Origin of the sequence: Cedecea sp. NFIX57 (assembly GCF_900177785.1) — a bacterium.
In the GTDB taxonomy this organism is placed as follows: Bacteria; Pseudomonadota; Gammaproteobacteria; order Enterobacterales; family Enterobacteriaceae; genus Cedecea; species Cedecea neteri_C.
In genome coordinates this window covers 57,833-73,633 of the sequence record NZ_FXAS01000024.1, presented here as the reverse complement: position 1 = coordinate 73,633, position 15,801 = coordinate 57,833, and the positions used below count along the sequence as shown (strand labels likewise).

General features: G+C 54.2%; 12 protein-coding genes. 4 read left to right on the top strand and 8 right to left on the bottom strand.

The window, feature by feature from the left end:
* Nucleotides 1-141: 141 nt before the first annotated feature.
* Together B9Y90_RS18920 and fabR are read right to left on the bottom strand one after the other, a co-directional pair.
* A complete protein-coding gene (locus tag B9Y90_RS18920) occupies nt 142-498 on the bottom strand; it encodes a YijD family membrane protein (protein WP_039289194.1) in 357 nt (118 codons plus the stop codon).
* Between the two features lie 11 nt (nt 499-509).
* Nucleotides 510-1,151 carry an HTH-type transcriptional repressor FabR gene (gene fabR, locus B9Y90_RS18915; RefSeq protein WP_039289193.1) on the bottom strand — a complete coding sequence of 214 codons (642 nt, stop codon included), beginning with the start codon at nt 1,149-1,151 and terminating at the stop codon, nt 510-512.
* 196 nt (nt 1,152-1,347) lie between these two features.
* Between fabR and sthA the strand changes: the two genes are divergently transcribed.
* The gene (gene sthA / locus B9Y90_RS18910) at nt 1,348-2,748 is read left to right on the top strand and encodes a Si-specific NAD(P)(+) transhydrogenase (RefSeq protein WP_061276369.1); all 1,401 of its coding nucleotides are present in this window, start codon (nt 1,348-1,350) and stop codon (nt 2,746-2,748) included.
* On the opposite strand, the gene oxyR is transcribed toward sthA, so the two are convergent.
* The 5 genes from oxyR to argC form a co-directional block, all read right to left on the bottom strand.
* Nucleotides 2,731-3,648: a DNA-binding transcriptional regulator OxyR gene (oxyR, locus tag B9Y90_RS18905; RefSeq protein ID WP_039289191.1), complete on the bottom strand. Its 918-nt coding sequence runs from the start codon at nt 3,646-3,648 to the stop codon at nt 2,731-2,733. The genes sthA and oxyR overlap by 18 nt on opposite strands.
* 242 nt (nt 3,649-3,890) lie before the next feature.
* A complete protein-coding gene (gene argH, locus B9Y90_RS18900; protein WP_008457569.1) occupies nt 3,891-5,264 on the bottom strand; it encodes an argininosuccinate lyase in 1,374 nt (457 codons plus the stop codon).
* A 78-nt stretch (nt 5,265-5,342) separates the two neighbouring features.
* Nucleotides 5,343-6,560, bottom strand: coding sequence for an argininosuccinate synthase (locus B9Y90_RS18895; RefSeq protein WP_039289189.1), 1,218 nt, complete (start codon nt 6,558-6,560; stop codon nt 5,343-5,345).
* Between the two features lie 30 nt (nt 6,561-6,590).
* Nucleotides 6,591-7,367 carry an acetylglutamate kinase gene (argB, locus tag B9Y90_RS18890; RefSeq protein WP_139827415.1) on the bottom strand — a complete coding sequence of 259 codons (777 nt, stop codon included), beginning with the start codon at nt 7,365-7,367 and terminating at the stop codon, nt 6,591-6,593.
* A 16-nt stretch (nt 7,368-7,383) separates the two neighbouring features.
* Nucleotides 7,384-8,388, bottom strand: a complete 1,005-nt coding sequence (argC, locus tag B9Y90_RS18885) for an N-acetyl-gamma-glutamyl-phosphate reductase (RefSeq protein WP_085542178.1) — start codon at nt 8,386-8,388, stop codon at nt 7,384-7,386.
* A 186-nt stretch (nt 8,389-8,574) separates the two neighbouring features.
* On the opposite strand from argC, the gene argE reads away from it, so the two are divergent.
* The 3 genes from argE to B9Y90_RS18870 all read left to right on the top strand — a co-directional run bounded on the left by argE (nt 8,575) and on the right by B9Y90_RS18870 (nt 14,686).
* Nucleotides 8,575-9,726 (top strand): acetylornithine deacetylase, encoded by a 1,152-nt coding sequence (gene argE / locus B9Y90_RS18880; RefSeq protein WP_085542177.1) that lies wholly within the window; start codon nt 8,575-8,577, stop codon nt 9,724-9,726.
* A gap of 235 nt (nt 9,727-9,961) precedes the next feature.
* The gene (gene ppc, locus B9Y90_RS18875) at nt 9,962-12,613 is read left to right on the top strand and encodes a phosphoenolpyruvate carboxylase (protein ID WP_085542176.1); all 2,652 of its coding nucleotides are present in this window, start codon (nt 9,962-9,964) and stop codon (nt 12,611-12,613) included.
* 339 nt (nt 12,614-12,952) lie between these two features.
* A complete protein-coding gene (locus B9Y90_RS18870; RefSeq protein ID WP_085542175.1) occupies nt 12,953-14,686 on the top strand; it encodes a phosphoethanolamine transferase CptA in 1,734 nt (577 codons plus the stop codon).
* Nucleotides 14,687-14,756: 70 nt separating this feature from the next.
* On the opposite strand, the gene metF is transcribed toward B9Y90_RS18870, so the two are convergent.
* Nucleotides 14,757-15,647, bottom strand: a complete 891-nt coding sequence (gene metF, locus B9Y90_RS18865; RefSeq protein WP_039289184.1) for a methylenetetrahydrofolate reductase — start codon at nt 15,645-15,647, stop codon at nt 14,757-14,759.
* Between the last annotated feature and the right edge of the window lie 154 nt (nt 15,648-15,801).

Sequence of the window (15,801 nt, the reverse complement as noted above, 5' to 3'; positions counted from 1 at the left end):
GCTGCGGGGAAAGTTCTCTGAGCATGGCGGTCAGTCCGTTTTTTGCACTGACCTTATTAGATCAAAGTCCCGGCCTCACGGCCAGGACTTTGTCATCAATCTGAAAGGACGCCGAGGCGTCCTTTTTGCTTTTTATCGGGCTTACTCAGCTGCTTCTGATTTGCGGGAGCGAACTTTAAACAAAATCCAGAACAGCACAACCACCGACAGAATCGAAGGGATAAAGTTAGAGCCAATCGCCGGGTATTCAACGCGAACGACTGAGCTAAAAAGCAGCACGCCTAACACAAAACAGGCCGCCGCAAGACTCGGTAACCCAACGGGCATCGTACGATTCTGATAGCGCTGATGCAGGCAATAAACCGCCAGCACCAGAGCGATAATAGGAAATAGCGAGAACGGAACAACCGAGCTGAACAGCGCGGCAAAAGATCCGTTAATCGACAGACCAGCGATAAACGCCAGCGCCAGCGTACCTCTATCTTGTAACTGTTTCATTGCTCGTTCCTTCACTCTTCGGATAAATGAGCCAGTGCCATTTTTTCTTGTTCCCGGCGATACCAGTAGTACGCCCCTTTCGAGATCATACGTAGCTGCAACACCAGTCGCTCTTCGAGCTGACGACGCTGTTCAATATCAACGTCCAGCGCTTCGGCACCTGCACTAAACACAATCGTGACCATCGCTTCCGCCTGCGCTTCGGTGAAGCTGCGAGGCATGCGATTTTCGAGTTCTAAATAGTCGGCAAGTTCCGCGATGAAGTGCTGAATTTCACGAGCAACCGCGGCACGAAACGCCGCAGACGTGCCCGAACGTTCACGCAGCAACAGGCGGAAAGCGTTAGGGTTATTGCCGATAAACTCCATGAACGTTGACACTGAGGTACGAATCACGCTGCCGCCTTTGGCGATGCGCTGCCGCGCCTGCCGCATTAACTGCCGCAGCATCAGGCCACTTTCGTCTACCATTGTAAGACCGAGTTCATCAACATCGCGGAAATGGCGATAAAATGACGTTGGCGCAATACCAGCTTCGCGGGCAACTTCACGCAGGCTCAGGCTGGCAAAGCTTCTTTCGGCGCTTAGCTGGCTAAAGGCTGCCTCGACTAAAGAACGCCTGGTTCTCTCTTTTTGTTGCGCTCTTACACCCATCATATTGCCTGAATCCTTCAAACAGAGCTGGAACTATATCAGAGAATCAAGCTACCGCTTTTATAGTGTATTGTGAATGATTGTTTACGGAACATTGACCTGCCCAGGCGGGAAAAAGCACAACGAGAATTGGGGAAATTCCTGGTTGATGTTACCATCGTGTTGCCTTTATGTATAAAAACAGGTAAGCCTTACCATGCCACAAACCTACGATTATGACGCAATAGTGATTGGTTCCGGTCCCGGAGGCGAAGGTGCCGCCATGGGGCTGGTGAAACAAGGAGCCAGGGTAGCGGTGATTGAGCGCTACCACAATGTCGGCGGCGGTTGTACCCATTGGGGCACCATCCCTTCGAAAGCCCTCCGCCACGCCGTCAGCCGCATTATTGAATTCAATCAAAACCCGTTATACAGCGACCACACTCACCTTCTCCGCTCTTCTTTTGCCGACATCCTTAACCACGCCGACAGCGTGATTAACCAGCAAACCCGCATGCGTCAGGGCTTTTACGAGCGTAACCGCTGCGAGATGCTGCAGGGCGATGCACACTTTGTGGATGAGCACACTATCGAGCTTCTGTGCCACGATGGGTCGGTCGAAACCTATACCGCTGAGAAATTTGTCATTGCCTGCGGTTCTCGCCCTTACCGCCCGCCGGAAGTGGACTTTACCCATCCGCGTATCTACGACAGCGACTCAATTCTCAGTCTGCATCACGAACCGCGCCATGTGATCATCTATGGTGCCGGGGTGATCGGCTGCGAATACGCTTCGATCTTCCGAGGGATGAACGTCAAAGTTGATCTGATCAACACTCGCGATCGCCTGCTGGCTTTCCTCGATCAGGAAATGTCGGATTCGCTCTCCTATCACTTCTGGAACAGCGGCGTGGTTATCCGCCACAACGAAGAGTTTGAGAAGATTGAAGGCGTGGACGATGGCGTGATTGTCTCTCTGAAGTCCGGCAAAAAAGTGAAGGCGGATTGCCTGCTTTACGCCAACGGACGTACCGGGAATACAGATTCACTGGCGCTGGAAAATATCGGTCTGGAAGCGGACAGCCGTGGACTTATCAAGGTCAACAGCATGTATCAGACCGCGCTGCCGCATATCTACGCGGTAGGTGACGTGATTGGTTATCCAAGTCTGGCTTCAGCAGCCTATGATCAAGGTCGTATCGCCGCTCAGGCGCTGGTGAAAGGGGAAGCCACGGGGCATCTGATTGAAGATATTCCAACCGGCATCTACACCATTCCTGAAATCAGCTCCGTGGGCAAAACAGAACAACAGCTGACCTCGATGAAAGTGCCTTACGAAGTGGGCCGGGCGCAGTTTAAACATCTCGCGCGGGCGCAAATCGTGGGTATGAACGTTGGGACGCTGAAAATCCTGTTCCACCGTGAGACGAAAGAAATTCTGGGGATCCACTGCTTTGGTGAGCGCGCGGCCGAAATTATTCACATCGGCCAGGCGATTATGGAGCAGAAAGGTGGCGGTAACACCATTGAGTATTTCGTTAACACCACCTTTAACTACCCAACAATGGCGGAAGCCTACCGGGTAGCGGCGCTTAACGGCTTAAATCGCCTGTTTTAACGCTGAGTCGAAATGGCCATCCATCTGCGTGCGGATGGCCTCTGCCAGCTGCTCATAGCGGCTGCGCAGCGGTGACCCCGGACGATAAACCAGGCCGATGGTACGACGCGGTTCTGGTTTATAACACGGCAGATAAACTACGCCGTCGCGCTGGCGTTCATGCGGCACGGCAAGGGCTGGCAAAAGCGTGATGCCACTTCCTGCAGCTACCATGTTACGCAGCGTTTCTAAGCTTGTTGCCCGGAAATGGGTATCTTCATCCGCGCCCGCTTCAAAGCAAAAGCCCATAGCCTGATCGCGCAGGCAATGCCCGTCTTCCAGCATCAGCAGCTTTTCACCGGCCAAATCGGACATCGGCACGCGGTCGCGGTTCGCCCACGGGTGATCCTGATAAACCGCCAGCACCATCGGCTCATCAAACAGCGGCACCTCAATAAACGCTTCGCTCTCTTTTACCAGCGCCAGAATGGCGCAGTCCAGCTTGCCGCTGTCGAGCTGCGCCAGCAGTTGATGGGTCTGAGCTTCATGCAGGTACATTTCCAGCTTAGGGAAGGTCTGATGCAGCATAGGAATAATTTGCGGCAACAGATAAGGCCCCACGGTTGGGATCAGGCCAATGTGCAGCGGGCCGGACATGGCTTCGCCCTGCTGGCTGGCCATCTCTTTCAGTACTTTGACTTCACGCAGCACCGTCCGCGCCTGATCCACCAGCAGCAAACCTGCCTGGGTGAACAGCACTTTACGGCTGGTACGCTCCAGCAGCATAACGCCCAGCTCATCTTCCAGCTTGCGAATCTGGCCGCTCAGGGTCGGCTGGCTAACGTGACAGGCATCCGCTGCCCGGCGAAAATGGCGGTGCTCGGCCAGCGCCACCAGGTATTCAAGATCTCGAATATTCATTCTCTATCCTCCTGCGCCACGATAGTTCATGGCGATAGATAGCATAGCAACGAACGATTATCCCTATCAAGCAATGTTGGTGAATAATAGCCAGCAACAGCAAGGCGCATCGCTCTGACTTACCCCAGAACGACGCGCGGCTGCAGAGACTCTCTGTTCTCTGAACCTGACGAATTATTAAAGCCAACGTGAACTTTTAGCGGACAGTATGTCCGCTTTTTTTTGTTCAAATTTCGAGGGGATTAGACCAGACGCTGTTTCGCGTCGGCGATAGCCTGAGCAACCTGCTTAGGTGAAACACCACCTTTCGCGGCGCGCTTGTCGAGGCAGGATTGCAGCGACAGAATCGGATAAACGTCGTCGCCAATAACCGCACTGAACTTCTGCAGATCGGCAAGGGTTAAGGCTTCCAGCGCTTTACCTTGTTTAATCGCTTCGACGACAGCCTCGCCGACAATGTGGTGGGCTTCACGGAACGGCACACCTTTAGCAACCAGGTAATCCGCCAGCTCGGTGGCGTTGGCATAGCCTTGCTCAGCCGCTTCCTGGCAGCGAGGACGTTTAACCTGAATGCCGTCCAGCACCAGCACGGACATATGCAGACAATCAAGCCAGGTATCGAGGGCATCGAACAGACCTTCTTTGTCTTCCTGCATGTCTTTGTTATACGCCAGCGGCAGGCCTTTGAGGGTCATCATCATGCCGGTCAACGCGCCCTGCACGCGGCCGCACTTGCCGCGGATCAGCTCCAGCGCATCCGGGTTTTTCTTCTGCGGCATCAGGGAGGAGCCAGAAGTCACGCGATCGGACAGCTCAACAAAACCGGCTTCCCCGGTATTGAAGAAGATCAGATCTTCTGCGAAACGGGACAGGTGAACCATGCCGATAGAAGCGTTAGACAGCAGTTCCAGAACATGATCGCGGTCAGAAACGCTGTCGAGGCTGTTGCGGGTCGCGGAAGCAAAACCTAACCAACCGGCAAGCTGCTCGCGATCAATCTCATAGGCGGTACCTGCCAGCGCGCCGCTGCCCAGCGGGCTGACGTCCAGGCGCTGCAGAGTGCTTTGCAAACGGCTTTCATCGCGCGCCAGCATCTCAACGTACGCCAGGCACCAATGGGCAAAAGTAACCGGCTGCGCGCGCTGCAGGTGTGTATAACCCGGCATCACCGCATCCTGATTGGCTTCAGCTGTTTCAATTAATGCCTGCTGCACCTGGCGGGTGGCAGCCAGCAGTTCGCTGATTTGCATTTTGCACCACAGTTTCAGGTCGGTGGCGACCTGATCGTTGCGGCTACGGCCAGTATGGAGTTTTTTACCCAGCGCACCGACTTTATCGATCAGCTTGCCTTCCACCCAGCTGTGAATATCTTCCGCATCGCTTTCCAGAATAGCCTGCGGGTTAACCTGCACTTCTTCCAGCAAGACTTTCAGGGCCTGCTCAAGCTGCTGTTGCTCAGCTTCAGTCAGCACGCCCACGGTGACCAACGCTTTGGACCAGGCGACGGAACCTACGATGTCTTGCTCAGCCAGGCGATAGTCAAAGCGTAAAGAGTCATTGAATTGCTTAAACCGTTGATCGGCTGCCTGAGTAAAACGCCCACCCCAAAGTGCCATAGTCATGCTCCATTCATCATATTGATATTCGTTTGCCCCTCACGCATTCCCGGCCTGGGAACACGTGAGGGTAAAAAATTACTTCTTAAGTTCGTTCAGCGCACGGATACGGGAAGAGAGCGAGAACAGACGGATAAAGCCGCCCGCGTGGCTGTGATCGTAAACTTCATCTTCGCCAAAGGTCGCAAACTCTTCGCTGTAGAGGCTGTTCGGGGATTTTTTCTGAATCGCCGTCACCTGGCCTTTGTACAGCTGCAGCACAACTTCGCCGTTCACTTCTTCCGCCAGCGACTCGGCAGATGCCTGCAGAGATTTACGCAGCGGTGCAAACCAGCGGCCATCGTACACGACGTAGGACATTTCGAGACCCAGTTGCTCACGCCATTTGAAAGAATCGCGATCCAACACCAGTTGCTCAACGCCACGCAGCGCAGCCATCATAATGGTGCCCCCTGGGGTTTCATAGCAACCACGGGACTTAATACCCACCAGGCGGTTTTCAACGATATCGATACGGCCAATACCGTGCTTCGCGCCGATAGCGTTCAGGGTTTCCAGGCATTTGAACGGGCTCATCGCTTCCCCGTTCACGGCCACAACTTTGCCCTGCTTAACGGTCACAGTGACCTGCTCGGCCTGATCCGGCGCTTCCTGCGGGTCAACGGTCCACACCCAGCAGTCTTTGTTCGGGGCATTCCATGGGCTTTCCAGCACGCCGCCTTCAGTAGAAATGTGCCAGGCGTTTTCGTCACGGCTGTAGATTTTTTCCAGCGAGGCAGTCGTCGGGATATCACGCTCTTTCAGGTAGTCGAGCAACGCTTCACGGGAACGCAGGTTCCACTCACGCCACGGGGCAACAACCTTCAGGTGAGGAGCCAACGCGGCCCAGGTAGATTCAAAACGCACCTGGTCGTTACCTTTGCCGGTTGCACCGTGGCACAGCGCATCTGCGCCCACTTTATTCGCCACATCCACCAGCGCTTTAGCGATCAGCGGACGTGCCATAGAAGTGCCGAGCAGATAGCTGCCTTCATACAGCGCCCCGGTCTGCAGCACAGGGTAAACATAGTCGCTGATAAACTCTTCACGCGCATCGACCACGTAGCACTCCGAAGCCCCGGAGCGCAGCGCTTTCTGCTCAACGCCTTTCAGATCTTCACGATCCTGACCGATATCCACCACGCAGGCGACCACTTCGCAGCCGCCGTAGTTCTCTTTCAGCCATGGAATGATGGCTGAAGTGTCGAGGCCGCCAGAGTATGCGAGAACGATTTTTTTGATGCCGTGATTTTGCATTGTTTTGTCCTTGTTAAAACTATTCTTTGTCTATGCCAGAATCCGGGTGCCGATAGCCACACCGTTGAATAAAGAGGGTAGCTGATCCGCGTGGCGCCACGAGGCAATATCCACCGGACGCCCCAGGGTACGGGCCGCATCCAGCGCCGCATTCACTTTCACAATCATGCCGTCGGTAATAATGCCTTGCTCAATCAGCTGCTCAGCTTTGGCCGCTGTCATCTCGGCGATGCGCTGACCTTTACCGTCCAGGATACCGCTCACATCAGAGAGCAGGATTAAATCCGCGCCGAGCGTTGCGGCCAGCGCCGTTGCCGCCTGATCCGCATTGACGTTCATTAGCTCGCCTTCAGTGGTCACACCGATGGAGCTGACAATCGGCAGGAATCCATTTTCCAGCAGCGTATTAATCAGTTTTGGCGAACCCGGCTTAGCCAGACCAACATGGCCAAGCGCTTCATCAAGCTGGGTCACAGTGACGCTATCTCCGTCGCCAAGGCTCAAGCCAACGCCGTTAATACCATGCTTCTTCGCCCAGGCCAGCAGCGTCTTGTTGGCCGTGCCAGCCAGCGCACCGGTAATAATGTCAATCTGGTCGGCAGGCGTCACACGCAGGCCATTTTTCTTTTCCACCGGCAGCGCCAGCTTTTTCATCAGCTCATCCACCAGGCAACCGCCGCCGTGAACAATCACCAGCGGACGCTGATGGGACTGACGGTAATTCACCAGCGCGGTAAACAGGCGCTCCAGCGCTTCTTCGCTATCCAGCAGCACGCCGCCCAATTTGATAATTAAAGGATTCATCATTTCACCCGACCGACGGTTAAATAAGGGACTGCGTTTCGGCGAAGCCAAAACGAATATTAAGACACTGCACTGCCTGCGCCGCGGCACCTTTCAGCAGGTTATCCTCGGTGGCAACAACAATCAGATGCTCATCCTGCACGGCAAAGCCGATGTCGCAGAACGGCAGGCCAACCACATTTTTCAGCGCCGGCACGCCTTTTTCGTACAGGCGAACCAGCGGCTTGTCGCCGTAGGCCTGGGTAAACGTCTCCGCGATCTGCTGCTGTGTAACGCCAGCTTTCAGGCGGCAGGTAATCGTCGCCAGAATGCCACGCGGGAAATTGCCGAGGTGCGGGGTGAAAATCACCGGCGCGCCAAGATGGGTGGCGATTTCTGGCTGATGACGGTGATTAAACACGCCATAAGGCTGCAGGCTGACTTCGCAGAAGCTGTTGGAAATCGCGGCCTTGCGCCCGGCACCGCTGACGCCGCTGGTGGCGTTGATCACCGGCCACTGGTTCAAATCCAGCAGATCGGCGTCGATCAGCGGCTTCAGCGCCAGCTGAGACGCCGTCGGGTAGCAGCCCGGCACGGCAATTAAATTGCTCTCTTTGAGCGCAGCGCCCTGCCATTCGGCCAGGCCATAAACCGCTTTTTCCAGCAGATCAGGATGCTGGTGAGTAAAACCGTAATAACGCTCATAGAACGCCGGGTCGTTAACGCGGAACGCGCCGGAGAGATCGATCACCACGCAGCCTGCCGCCAGGAACTGCGGGGCCAGGTCGTGGCTGACTTCGTGGGCGGTGGCGAGGAACACCACATCCACGCCCTCGCTGAACTCGCTGATGTCGGACATCGCCTGCAATGGCAGATCAACAATGCCCTTTAACTGCGGATGCAAATCAGATATCAATTTTCCTGCATCTGAACTTTGCGCTGAAACCGTCAAAGCGGTTATGTTCATATCAGGATGGCGATTCAAATAGCTTACAAGCTCTGCGCCTGCATAACCGCTTGCACCCACAATCAGCGTATTCAACATCTGGGTCGTTCACCTTGTCTTTTCGGTCTGCTCAGAGTGCCAGCCTGACGCTTTCACCCACGTCCGTTAGCGTGGTTTTTTATTCACCGGAACGCTTAACTGTTCCTTTACGCTCAACGTTATTGTATTTTTATTCACAATTAATGCATGAATATTGATACTATCCTAACCTAAGGCCTGTCAACAGTGAAGATGAAATTACCGCCTTTTATCGAGATCTACCGCGCCCTGATCGCGACACCTTCCATCAGCGCCACCGACAGCGCGCTGGATCAAAGCAATGAGTCTTTAATCAATTTACTGGCCGGCTGGTTCCGCGACCTCGGTTTTAACGTCGAAATTCAGCCAGTGCCCGGCACTCGCAATAAATTCAACATGTTGGCGAGCAGTGGCCAGGGGGCTGGCGGCCTGCTGCTGGCGGGGCACACCGATACCGTGCCGTTCGACGATGGCCGCTGGACGCGAGACCCGTTTACCCTGACCGAGCACGACAACAAGCTTTACGGCCTGGGTACCGCCGACATGAAAGGGTTCTTCGCGTTCATTCTGGATGCGCTGCGCGACGTGGATGTGACAACCCTGAAAAAGCCGCTCTACATTCTGGCAACCGCCGATGAAGAGACCACCATGGCGGGCGCACGCTATTTCGCTGAAACAACGTCGCTGCGCCCGGACTGCGCGATCATCGGTGAGCCAACATCTTTACAGCCGGTACGCGCGCACAAAGGCCACTTGTCTAACGCCATTCGTATTCTGGGGCAGTCCGGTCACTCGAGCGATCCGGCGCGAGGCGTCAACGCCATTGAACTGATGCATGATGCCATCGGCCACATCCTCACGCTGCGCAATACGCTGAAAGATCGCTATCACCATGATGCCTTCACCGTGCCGTATCCAACCCTCAACCTCGGGCACATTAACGGCGGCGACGCGGCAAACCGCATTTGTGCATGTTGCGAACTTCACATGGACATTCGCCCGCTGCCGGGCATGACATTAAACGATCTGAACGGTTTACTGACTGAAGCATTAGAACCCGTAAGTCAGTGCTGGCCTGGCCGCCTGACGGTCTCTGAACTTCATCCGCCGATTCCAGGCTACGAATGCCCGCCGGACCACCAGCTCGTGCAGGTCGTTGAGAAACTGCTCGGCGCGCAAACGGAAGTGGTGAACTACTGCACTGAAGCACCATTTATCCAGACTGTGTGCCCAACGCTGGTGCTTGGTCCAGGCTCCATCAACCAGGCGCACCAGCCGGATGAATACATTGATACCCGCTTCATCAAGCCAACCCGGGAGTTAATTACTCAGGTAGTGCATCATTTTTGCTGGCATTAATTAATCGCGGTAAAAGGGGGTTTTACCCCCTTTTTAATCTGGAATAATCGCTATTCCTATAAGAAATGCTTATGAGCGAAGTTGGTAATTAAATTTCATAAATTCGCGTCATTTCCTCGTTTGCTGAAACGATTTCGTAGCAATTGACGAATGGTTTATGACGTGGCTTTATAAAAGGCGGTGTTGAACCTTCACGGGTGAAATTAAGTTACATAATAGATTGGGCTGGAGTCATATGAACGAACGCTATTCTGCTTTGCGAAGTAATGTCAGCATGCTCGGAAAACTGCTCGGAGATACCATCAAAGATGCGCTGGGGGAAAATATTCTCGACCGCGTAGAAACGATCCGTAAGTTATCCAAGTCCTCCCGCGCCGGTAATGAAGCCAATCGTCAGGAGCTGCTGAGCACGCTGCAGAACCTCTCAAATGATGAACTGCTCCCCGTCGCCCGCGCCTTTAGCCAGTTTCTTAATCTTGCCAACACCGCAGAGCAGTACCACAGCATCTCCGCGACGGGCGAAGCGGCCAGCAACCCGGAAGTCATCGCTAAAACGCTGCAAAAACTGAAAAATCAGCCGGGCATTGGCGAAGCGGACATTCGCGCAGCCGTTGAGTCTCTCTCTCTGGAACTGGTGCTCACTGCTCACCCTACCGAGATCACTCGCCGTACCCTGATTCACAAACTGGTCGAAGTAAACAGCTGCCTTAAGCAGCTCGACCACAGCGATCTTGCCGACTACGAGCGCAACCAGATCATGCGCCGCCTGCGTCAGCTGGTTGCTCAGGCATGGCATACCGACGAAATTCGTAAGCATCGCCCTTCTCCGGTCGACGAAGCCAAATGGGGCTTTGCGGTGGTAGAAAACAGCCTCTGGGAAGGGGTGCCAAACTACCTGCGCGAGCTTAACGAACAGCTCGAAGAAAATTTGAATTACAAGCTGCCGGTGGACTTCGTTCCGGTACGCTTTACCTCCTGGATGGGTGGCGACCGTGACGGTAACCCGAACGTAACGTCCGACATCACCCGCCACGTCCTGCTGCTCAGCCGTTGGAAAGCCACTGATCTGTTCCTGCGCGATATTGCGGTGCTGGTTTCCGAACTATCGATGGTGGAATGCACGGCAGAGCTTAGCGAACTGGCAGGGCCAGATGCTGGACAGGAACCTTACCGCCATATCATGAAAGGCCTGCGCCAGCAGCTGCTCTCCACCCAGGCCTGGCTTGAAGCCCGACTGAAAGGCCAGCGCCTGCCGAAGCCGGAAGGCCTGCTCATTCAAAACGAGCAGCTTTGGGATCCGCTCTACGCCTGTTATCAATCCTTGCAGGCCTGCGGCATGGGCATCATTGCTAACGGGCAGTTGCTGGACACCCTGCGCCGCGTGAAATGCTTCGGCGTGCCTCTGGTACGTATTGATATTCGTCAGGAAAGCACCCGCCACAGCGAAGCGCTGGGCGAAATGACCCGCTATCTTGGCATCGGCGACTACGAGAGCTGGTCAGAGGCCGATAAACAAGCCTTCCTGATCCGCGAACTGAACTCCAAGCGCCCTCTGTTGCCTCGTCAGTGGGAACCAAGCGCTGACACTCAGGAAGTGCTGGAAACCTGCAAAGTGGTGGCCGAAGCGCCACGCGGTTCCATTGCTGCCTACGTTATTTCGATGGCAAAAACGCCGTCCGACGTGCTGGCCGTTCACCTGCTGCTGAAAGAAGCGGGCTGTACCTTCGCCCTGCCGGTTGCGCCGCTGTTCGAAACCCTCGACGACCTGAATAATGCCGACGACGTCATGACCCAGTTGCTGAACATCGACTGGTACCGTGGCTTTATCCAGGGCAAACAGATGGTGATGATTGGCTATTCCGACTCGGCGAAAGACGCAGGCGTAATGGCTGCATCCTGGGCGCAGTACGAAGCACAAGATGCGCTGATCAAAACCTGCGAGAAAGCAGGTATCGCCCTGACGTTATTCCACGGGCGCGGCGGCTCCATCGGCCGCGGCGGTGCGCCAGCCCACGCAGCCCTGCTTTCTCAGCCGCCGGGAAGCCTGAAAGGCGGCCTGCGCGTCACCGAGCAAGGCGAGATGATTCGCTTTAAATACGGCCTGCCGGAAATCACCATCAGCAGCCTGTCGCTCTACACCAGCGCGATTCTTGAAGCTAACCTGCTGCCGCCGCCGGAGCCGAAGAAAGAGTGGATTCAGATCATGAACTCACTTTCCGCGACATCGTGCGAGATGTATCGCGGCTATATTCGCGAGAACAAAGACTTCGTGCCGTATTTCCGTTCCGCCACGCCGGAGCTGGAACTGGGCAAACTACCGTTGGGCTCTCGCCCAGCCAAACGTCGTCCAAACGGCGGGGTAGAATCTTTACGTGCGATTCCTTGGATCTTCGCCTGGACCCAAAACCGCCTGATGCTGCCAGCCTGGCTGGGCGCAGGTGCGGCGCTGCAGAAAGTCGTGGAAGAAGGCAAGCAAAGCGAGCTGGAAACAATGTGCCGCGACTGGCCGTTTTTCTCTACTCGCCTCGGCATGCTGGAGATGGTGTTTGCCAAAGCCGACCTTTGGCTGGCGGAATACTACGATCAGCGCCTGGTGAAGCCTGAGCTGTGGAAGCTGGGTAAACAGCTGCGTGACCAGCTGGAAGCCGACATCAAAGTCGTGCTGGATATCGCCAACGACTCGCACCTGATGGAAGATTTACCGTGGATTGCCGAGTCCATTACCCTACGTAATATCTATACCGATCCACTGAACGTCCTGCAGGCCGAACTGCTGCACCGCTCACGCCAGTCGGAAGAAAAAGGCGAAGAGCCTGATGCCCGAGTAGAGCAAGCCTTGATGGTCACCATCGCTGGGGTTGCCGCCGGGATGCGTAATACCGGCTAAGACTTTTTAGCTTCATCAAGCCCCCGCAAATGCGGGGGTTTTTATTTCTAACCAGTGAAAGCGCTCATCGCTATTAAGCGTACTTAACACGTTTATTTCCCACGCCATCTTCAACAAATAAACAACAAAAAACCAAAAGTATTGGCCGCATAAATATCCCCGGAACAAGCCTGAAATTACGCTGTCATTATTCCGACACATTTTCTATATTGTGCGCAAAAGTCACCCAGTAATGGGTGGCTTTTTTCGTGAGTACAAGCCACCGTAGCGTTCATAACTAAGGCTTACTTAAGGTTTTCTCATTACGGTTAATGATAATTTTATAGCACAGGCAAGAGTATGCACTTCACATTGAAACAGTCTGAACGCAAGTTCAGCATTAAAGCCCTTGGATGGGTTTTACTCTACTTTTGGTATTTTTCCTCGGTTTTGCAGATTGCCATATTAACGACAGGCTACAGCGGTACAACGGGGCTTCGTGACTCCTTATTGTTTAGCTCCCTGTGGTTCATTCCTGTATTTCTGTTCCCACAGCGCACACGCATTATTGCCGCTGTCATCGGCGTTATCCTTTGGGCAGCCTCAGTTGCCGCCCTGGGTTATTACGTTGTCTACGGGCAGGAGTTCTCACAAAGCGTCCTGTTTGTGATGTTCGAAACAAACGCCAATGAGGCCAGCGAGTACCTGAGCCAGTATTTCAGCCTGAAACTGCTGTTGATTACGCTTGCCTATACGCTGGTCGCCATCTTTCTTTGGACACGCCTGCGCCCGGTCTATATTCCAAACCCGTGGCGATGGCTGGTGTCATTCGCCATTCTGTTTGGCCTTGTGTTGAATCCGGTGGGTAAAGAGTGCCTTATCAATAAACGCAGCATCGCCGACTCGTTCTCAAGCATTTCTTCTCGCCTTGAGCCTGCGGCACCCTGGCAGTTTATCGTTGCCTATACCGAATACCGCCAGCAGCTGGACAGCCTGAATAACCTGCTAACGTCCAACAATGCCCTGCCGCCTTTAGCTAACCTGAAAGATACTTCCGGTAACGCGCCGCGCACGTTGGTGCTGGTTATTGGGGAGTCAACACAGCGTGGCCGCATGAGCCTTTACGGCTACCATCGCCAGACCACGCCGGAAATGGATGAGCTGCATAAAACTGACCCGCAAATGACGGTGTTTAATAACGTCGTCACTTCACGTCCTTACACCATTGAAATTCTGCAGCAGGCGCTTACGTTTGCCGACGAGAAAGATCCTGACCTCTACCTGACTAAGCCTTCGCTGATGAACCTGATGAAGCAGGCCGGGTACAAAACATTCTGGATCACCAATCAGCAGACCATGACAGAACGCAACACCATGCTGACCGTGTTCTCAAAGCAGACCGACAAACAATACTATATGAATCAGCAGCGTACCCAGAGCGCACGCGAATACGACACTAACGTCCTCGCGCCGTTTAAAGAGGTTCTGGCCGACCCTGCACCGAAGAAATTCATTATCGTGCACCTGCTCGGCACGCACATTCGGTACGACTTCCGCTACCCTGAAAACTGGAACAAGTTTGATGGTAAAACGGACGATTTACCGGCAGGGCTAACGAAAGATCAGCAAGAATCCTACAACAGCTACGATAACGCCAACCTGTTTAACGACCACGTGGTTTCCACGCTGATCAAAGACTACAAGGCCAGCGATCCTAACGGTTTCCTGCTTTATTTCTCCGATCACGGGGAAGAGGTTTACGACACGCCGCCGCACCAGACCCAGGGCCGTAACGAAAGCAACCCAACGCGTCATATGTACACCATCCCGTTCATCGTCTGGACGTCACCGACCTGGCAGCAGGCCCACCCGCGTGACTTCTCGGGAGATATAAACCGCAAATACAGCAGCTCAGAACTGATTCATACCTGGTCTGATTTGGCCGGTTTAAGCTATGACGGCTACGACGCGACGCGAGCCATCGCCAGCCCGCAGTTTGTCGAAGCGACCCGCTGGATTGGCAACCCGTATGAGAAAAATGCGCTGCGGGATTACGATTCACTGCCTTACGGCGATAGCGGCAGTAATCAGTAACGCTCTTAGCCCATAAAGCAAAAAGCCCCGCTCACTTATGAACGGGGCTTTTTTTATGTGAAATCAATGTCTACAGCTTTGGTCGAACGCCTAAAGTGTGGCAGATCGCATAGCTCATTTCCGCCCGGTTCAGCGTATAGAAGTGGAAATCCTTCACGCCTTCCCGGCTCAGGATTTTCACCATATCCATGGCGATATTCGCGCCCACCAGTTGACGGGTTTCAGCATCGTTATCCAGGCCTTCAAACATTTGCGCCATCCACGACGGAATACGCACGTTAGTCATATCGGCAAATTTCTTCGCCTGTCTGAAGTTTGAGACCGGCAAAATGCCCGGGATAATCTCAACATCAATGCCTGTGGCCGCACAGCGATCGCGGAAACGAAGATAGCTTTCAACATCAAAGAAGAATTGAGTGATCGCGCGGTTAGCGCCGGCTTCAATTTTACGACGAAGGCTGAGCAAATCCGCCTGGGCGCTTTTGGCTTCGGGATGGACTTCCGGGTAGGCCGCAACGGAAATATCGAAGTCACCCACATCTTTGAGCAGCCCGACCAGGTCAGAAGCATACATATCCGGCTTACCGCTGCCAGGCGGCAGGTCACCCCGCAGCGCAACGATATGGCGAATGCCGTTGTTCCAGTAGTCCTGCGCAATCGAGCGCAGTTCATCACGTGTTGCATCGACGCAGGTCAGATGCGGGGCCGCTTCAAGGCCGGTACGCTCTTTGATGCCTTTGATAATGCTGTGGGTACGGTCACGCTCGCCGGAGTTTGCCCCGTAGGTCACAGAAACAAATGTTGGCTTCAGGATGCTCAGTCTGTCGATAGACTTCCACAGGGTTTGTTCCATTTCACTGCTGCGCGGCGGGAAAAATTCAAAGGAAACATGAATATGCCCGGCCACTTCGGCCAGACTCTGGTTCAGCGCTTCCCGCTGATTCGCGTGAAAAAAGCTCATACCCTTACCTCGTCAATCGCATCGTTATCGTGTGGTGGCGTTCTATTGCTATCCAGACGTTTAGACGTCCAGATAGAAAGATGACCGAAAAGGCGAAAGCCGTCAATGAAAATGTCACCACAAAATGTGGAGGAATTCTCACATAAGATGAATT

Bases quoted from the DNA above. Each gene is read 5' to 3' on its own strand.
- B9Y90_RS18920 (WP_039289194.1), bottom strand. From the start codon at position 498: ATGAAACAGTTACAAGATAGAGGTACGCTGGCGCTGGCGTTTATCGCT.
- fabR (WP_039289193.1), bottom strand. From the start codon at position 1,151: ATGGGTGTAAGAGCGCAACAAAAAGAGAGAACCAGGCGTTCTTTAGTC.
- sthA (WP_061276369.1), top strand. From the start codon at position 1,348: ATGCCACAAACCTACGATTATGACGCAATAGTGATTGGTTCCGGTCCC.
- oxyR (WP_039289191.1), bottom strand. From the start codon at position 3,648: ATGAATATTCGAGATCTTGAATACCTGGTGGCGCTGGCCGAGCACCGC.
- argH (WP_008457569.1), bottom strand. From the start codon at position 5,264: ATGGCACTTTGGGGTGGGCGTTTTACTCAGGCAGCCGATCAACGGTTT.
- B9Y90_RS18895 (WP_039289189.1), bottom strand. From the start codon at position 6,560: ATGCAAAATCACGGCATCAAAAAAATCGTTCTCGCATACTCTGGCGGC.
- argB (WP_139827415.1), bottom strand. From the start codon at position 7,367: ATGATGAATCCTTTAATTATCAAATTGGGCGGCGTGCTGCTGGATAGC.
- argC (WP_085542178.1), bottom strand. From the start codon at position 8,388: ATGTTGAATACGCTGATTGTGGGTGCAAGCGGTTATGCAGGCGCAGAG.
- ppc (WP_085542176.1), top strand. From the start codon at position 9,962: ATGAACGAACGCTATTCTGCTTTGCGAAGTAATGTCAGCATGCTCGGA.
- B9Y90_RS18870 (WP_085542175.1), top strand. From the start codon at position 12,953: ATGCACTTCACATTGAAACAGTCTGAACGCAAGTTCAGCATTAAAGCC.
- metF (WP_039289184.1), bottom strand. From the start codon at position 15,647: ATGAGCTTTTTTCACGCGAATCAGCGGGAAGCGCTGAACCAGAGTCTG.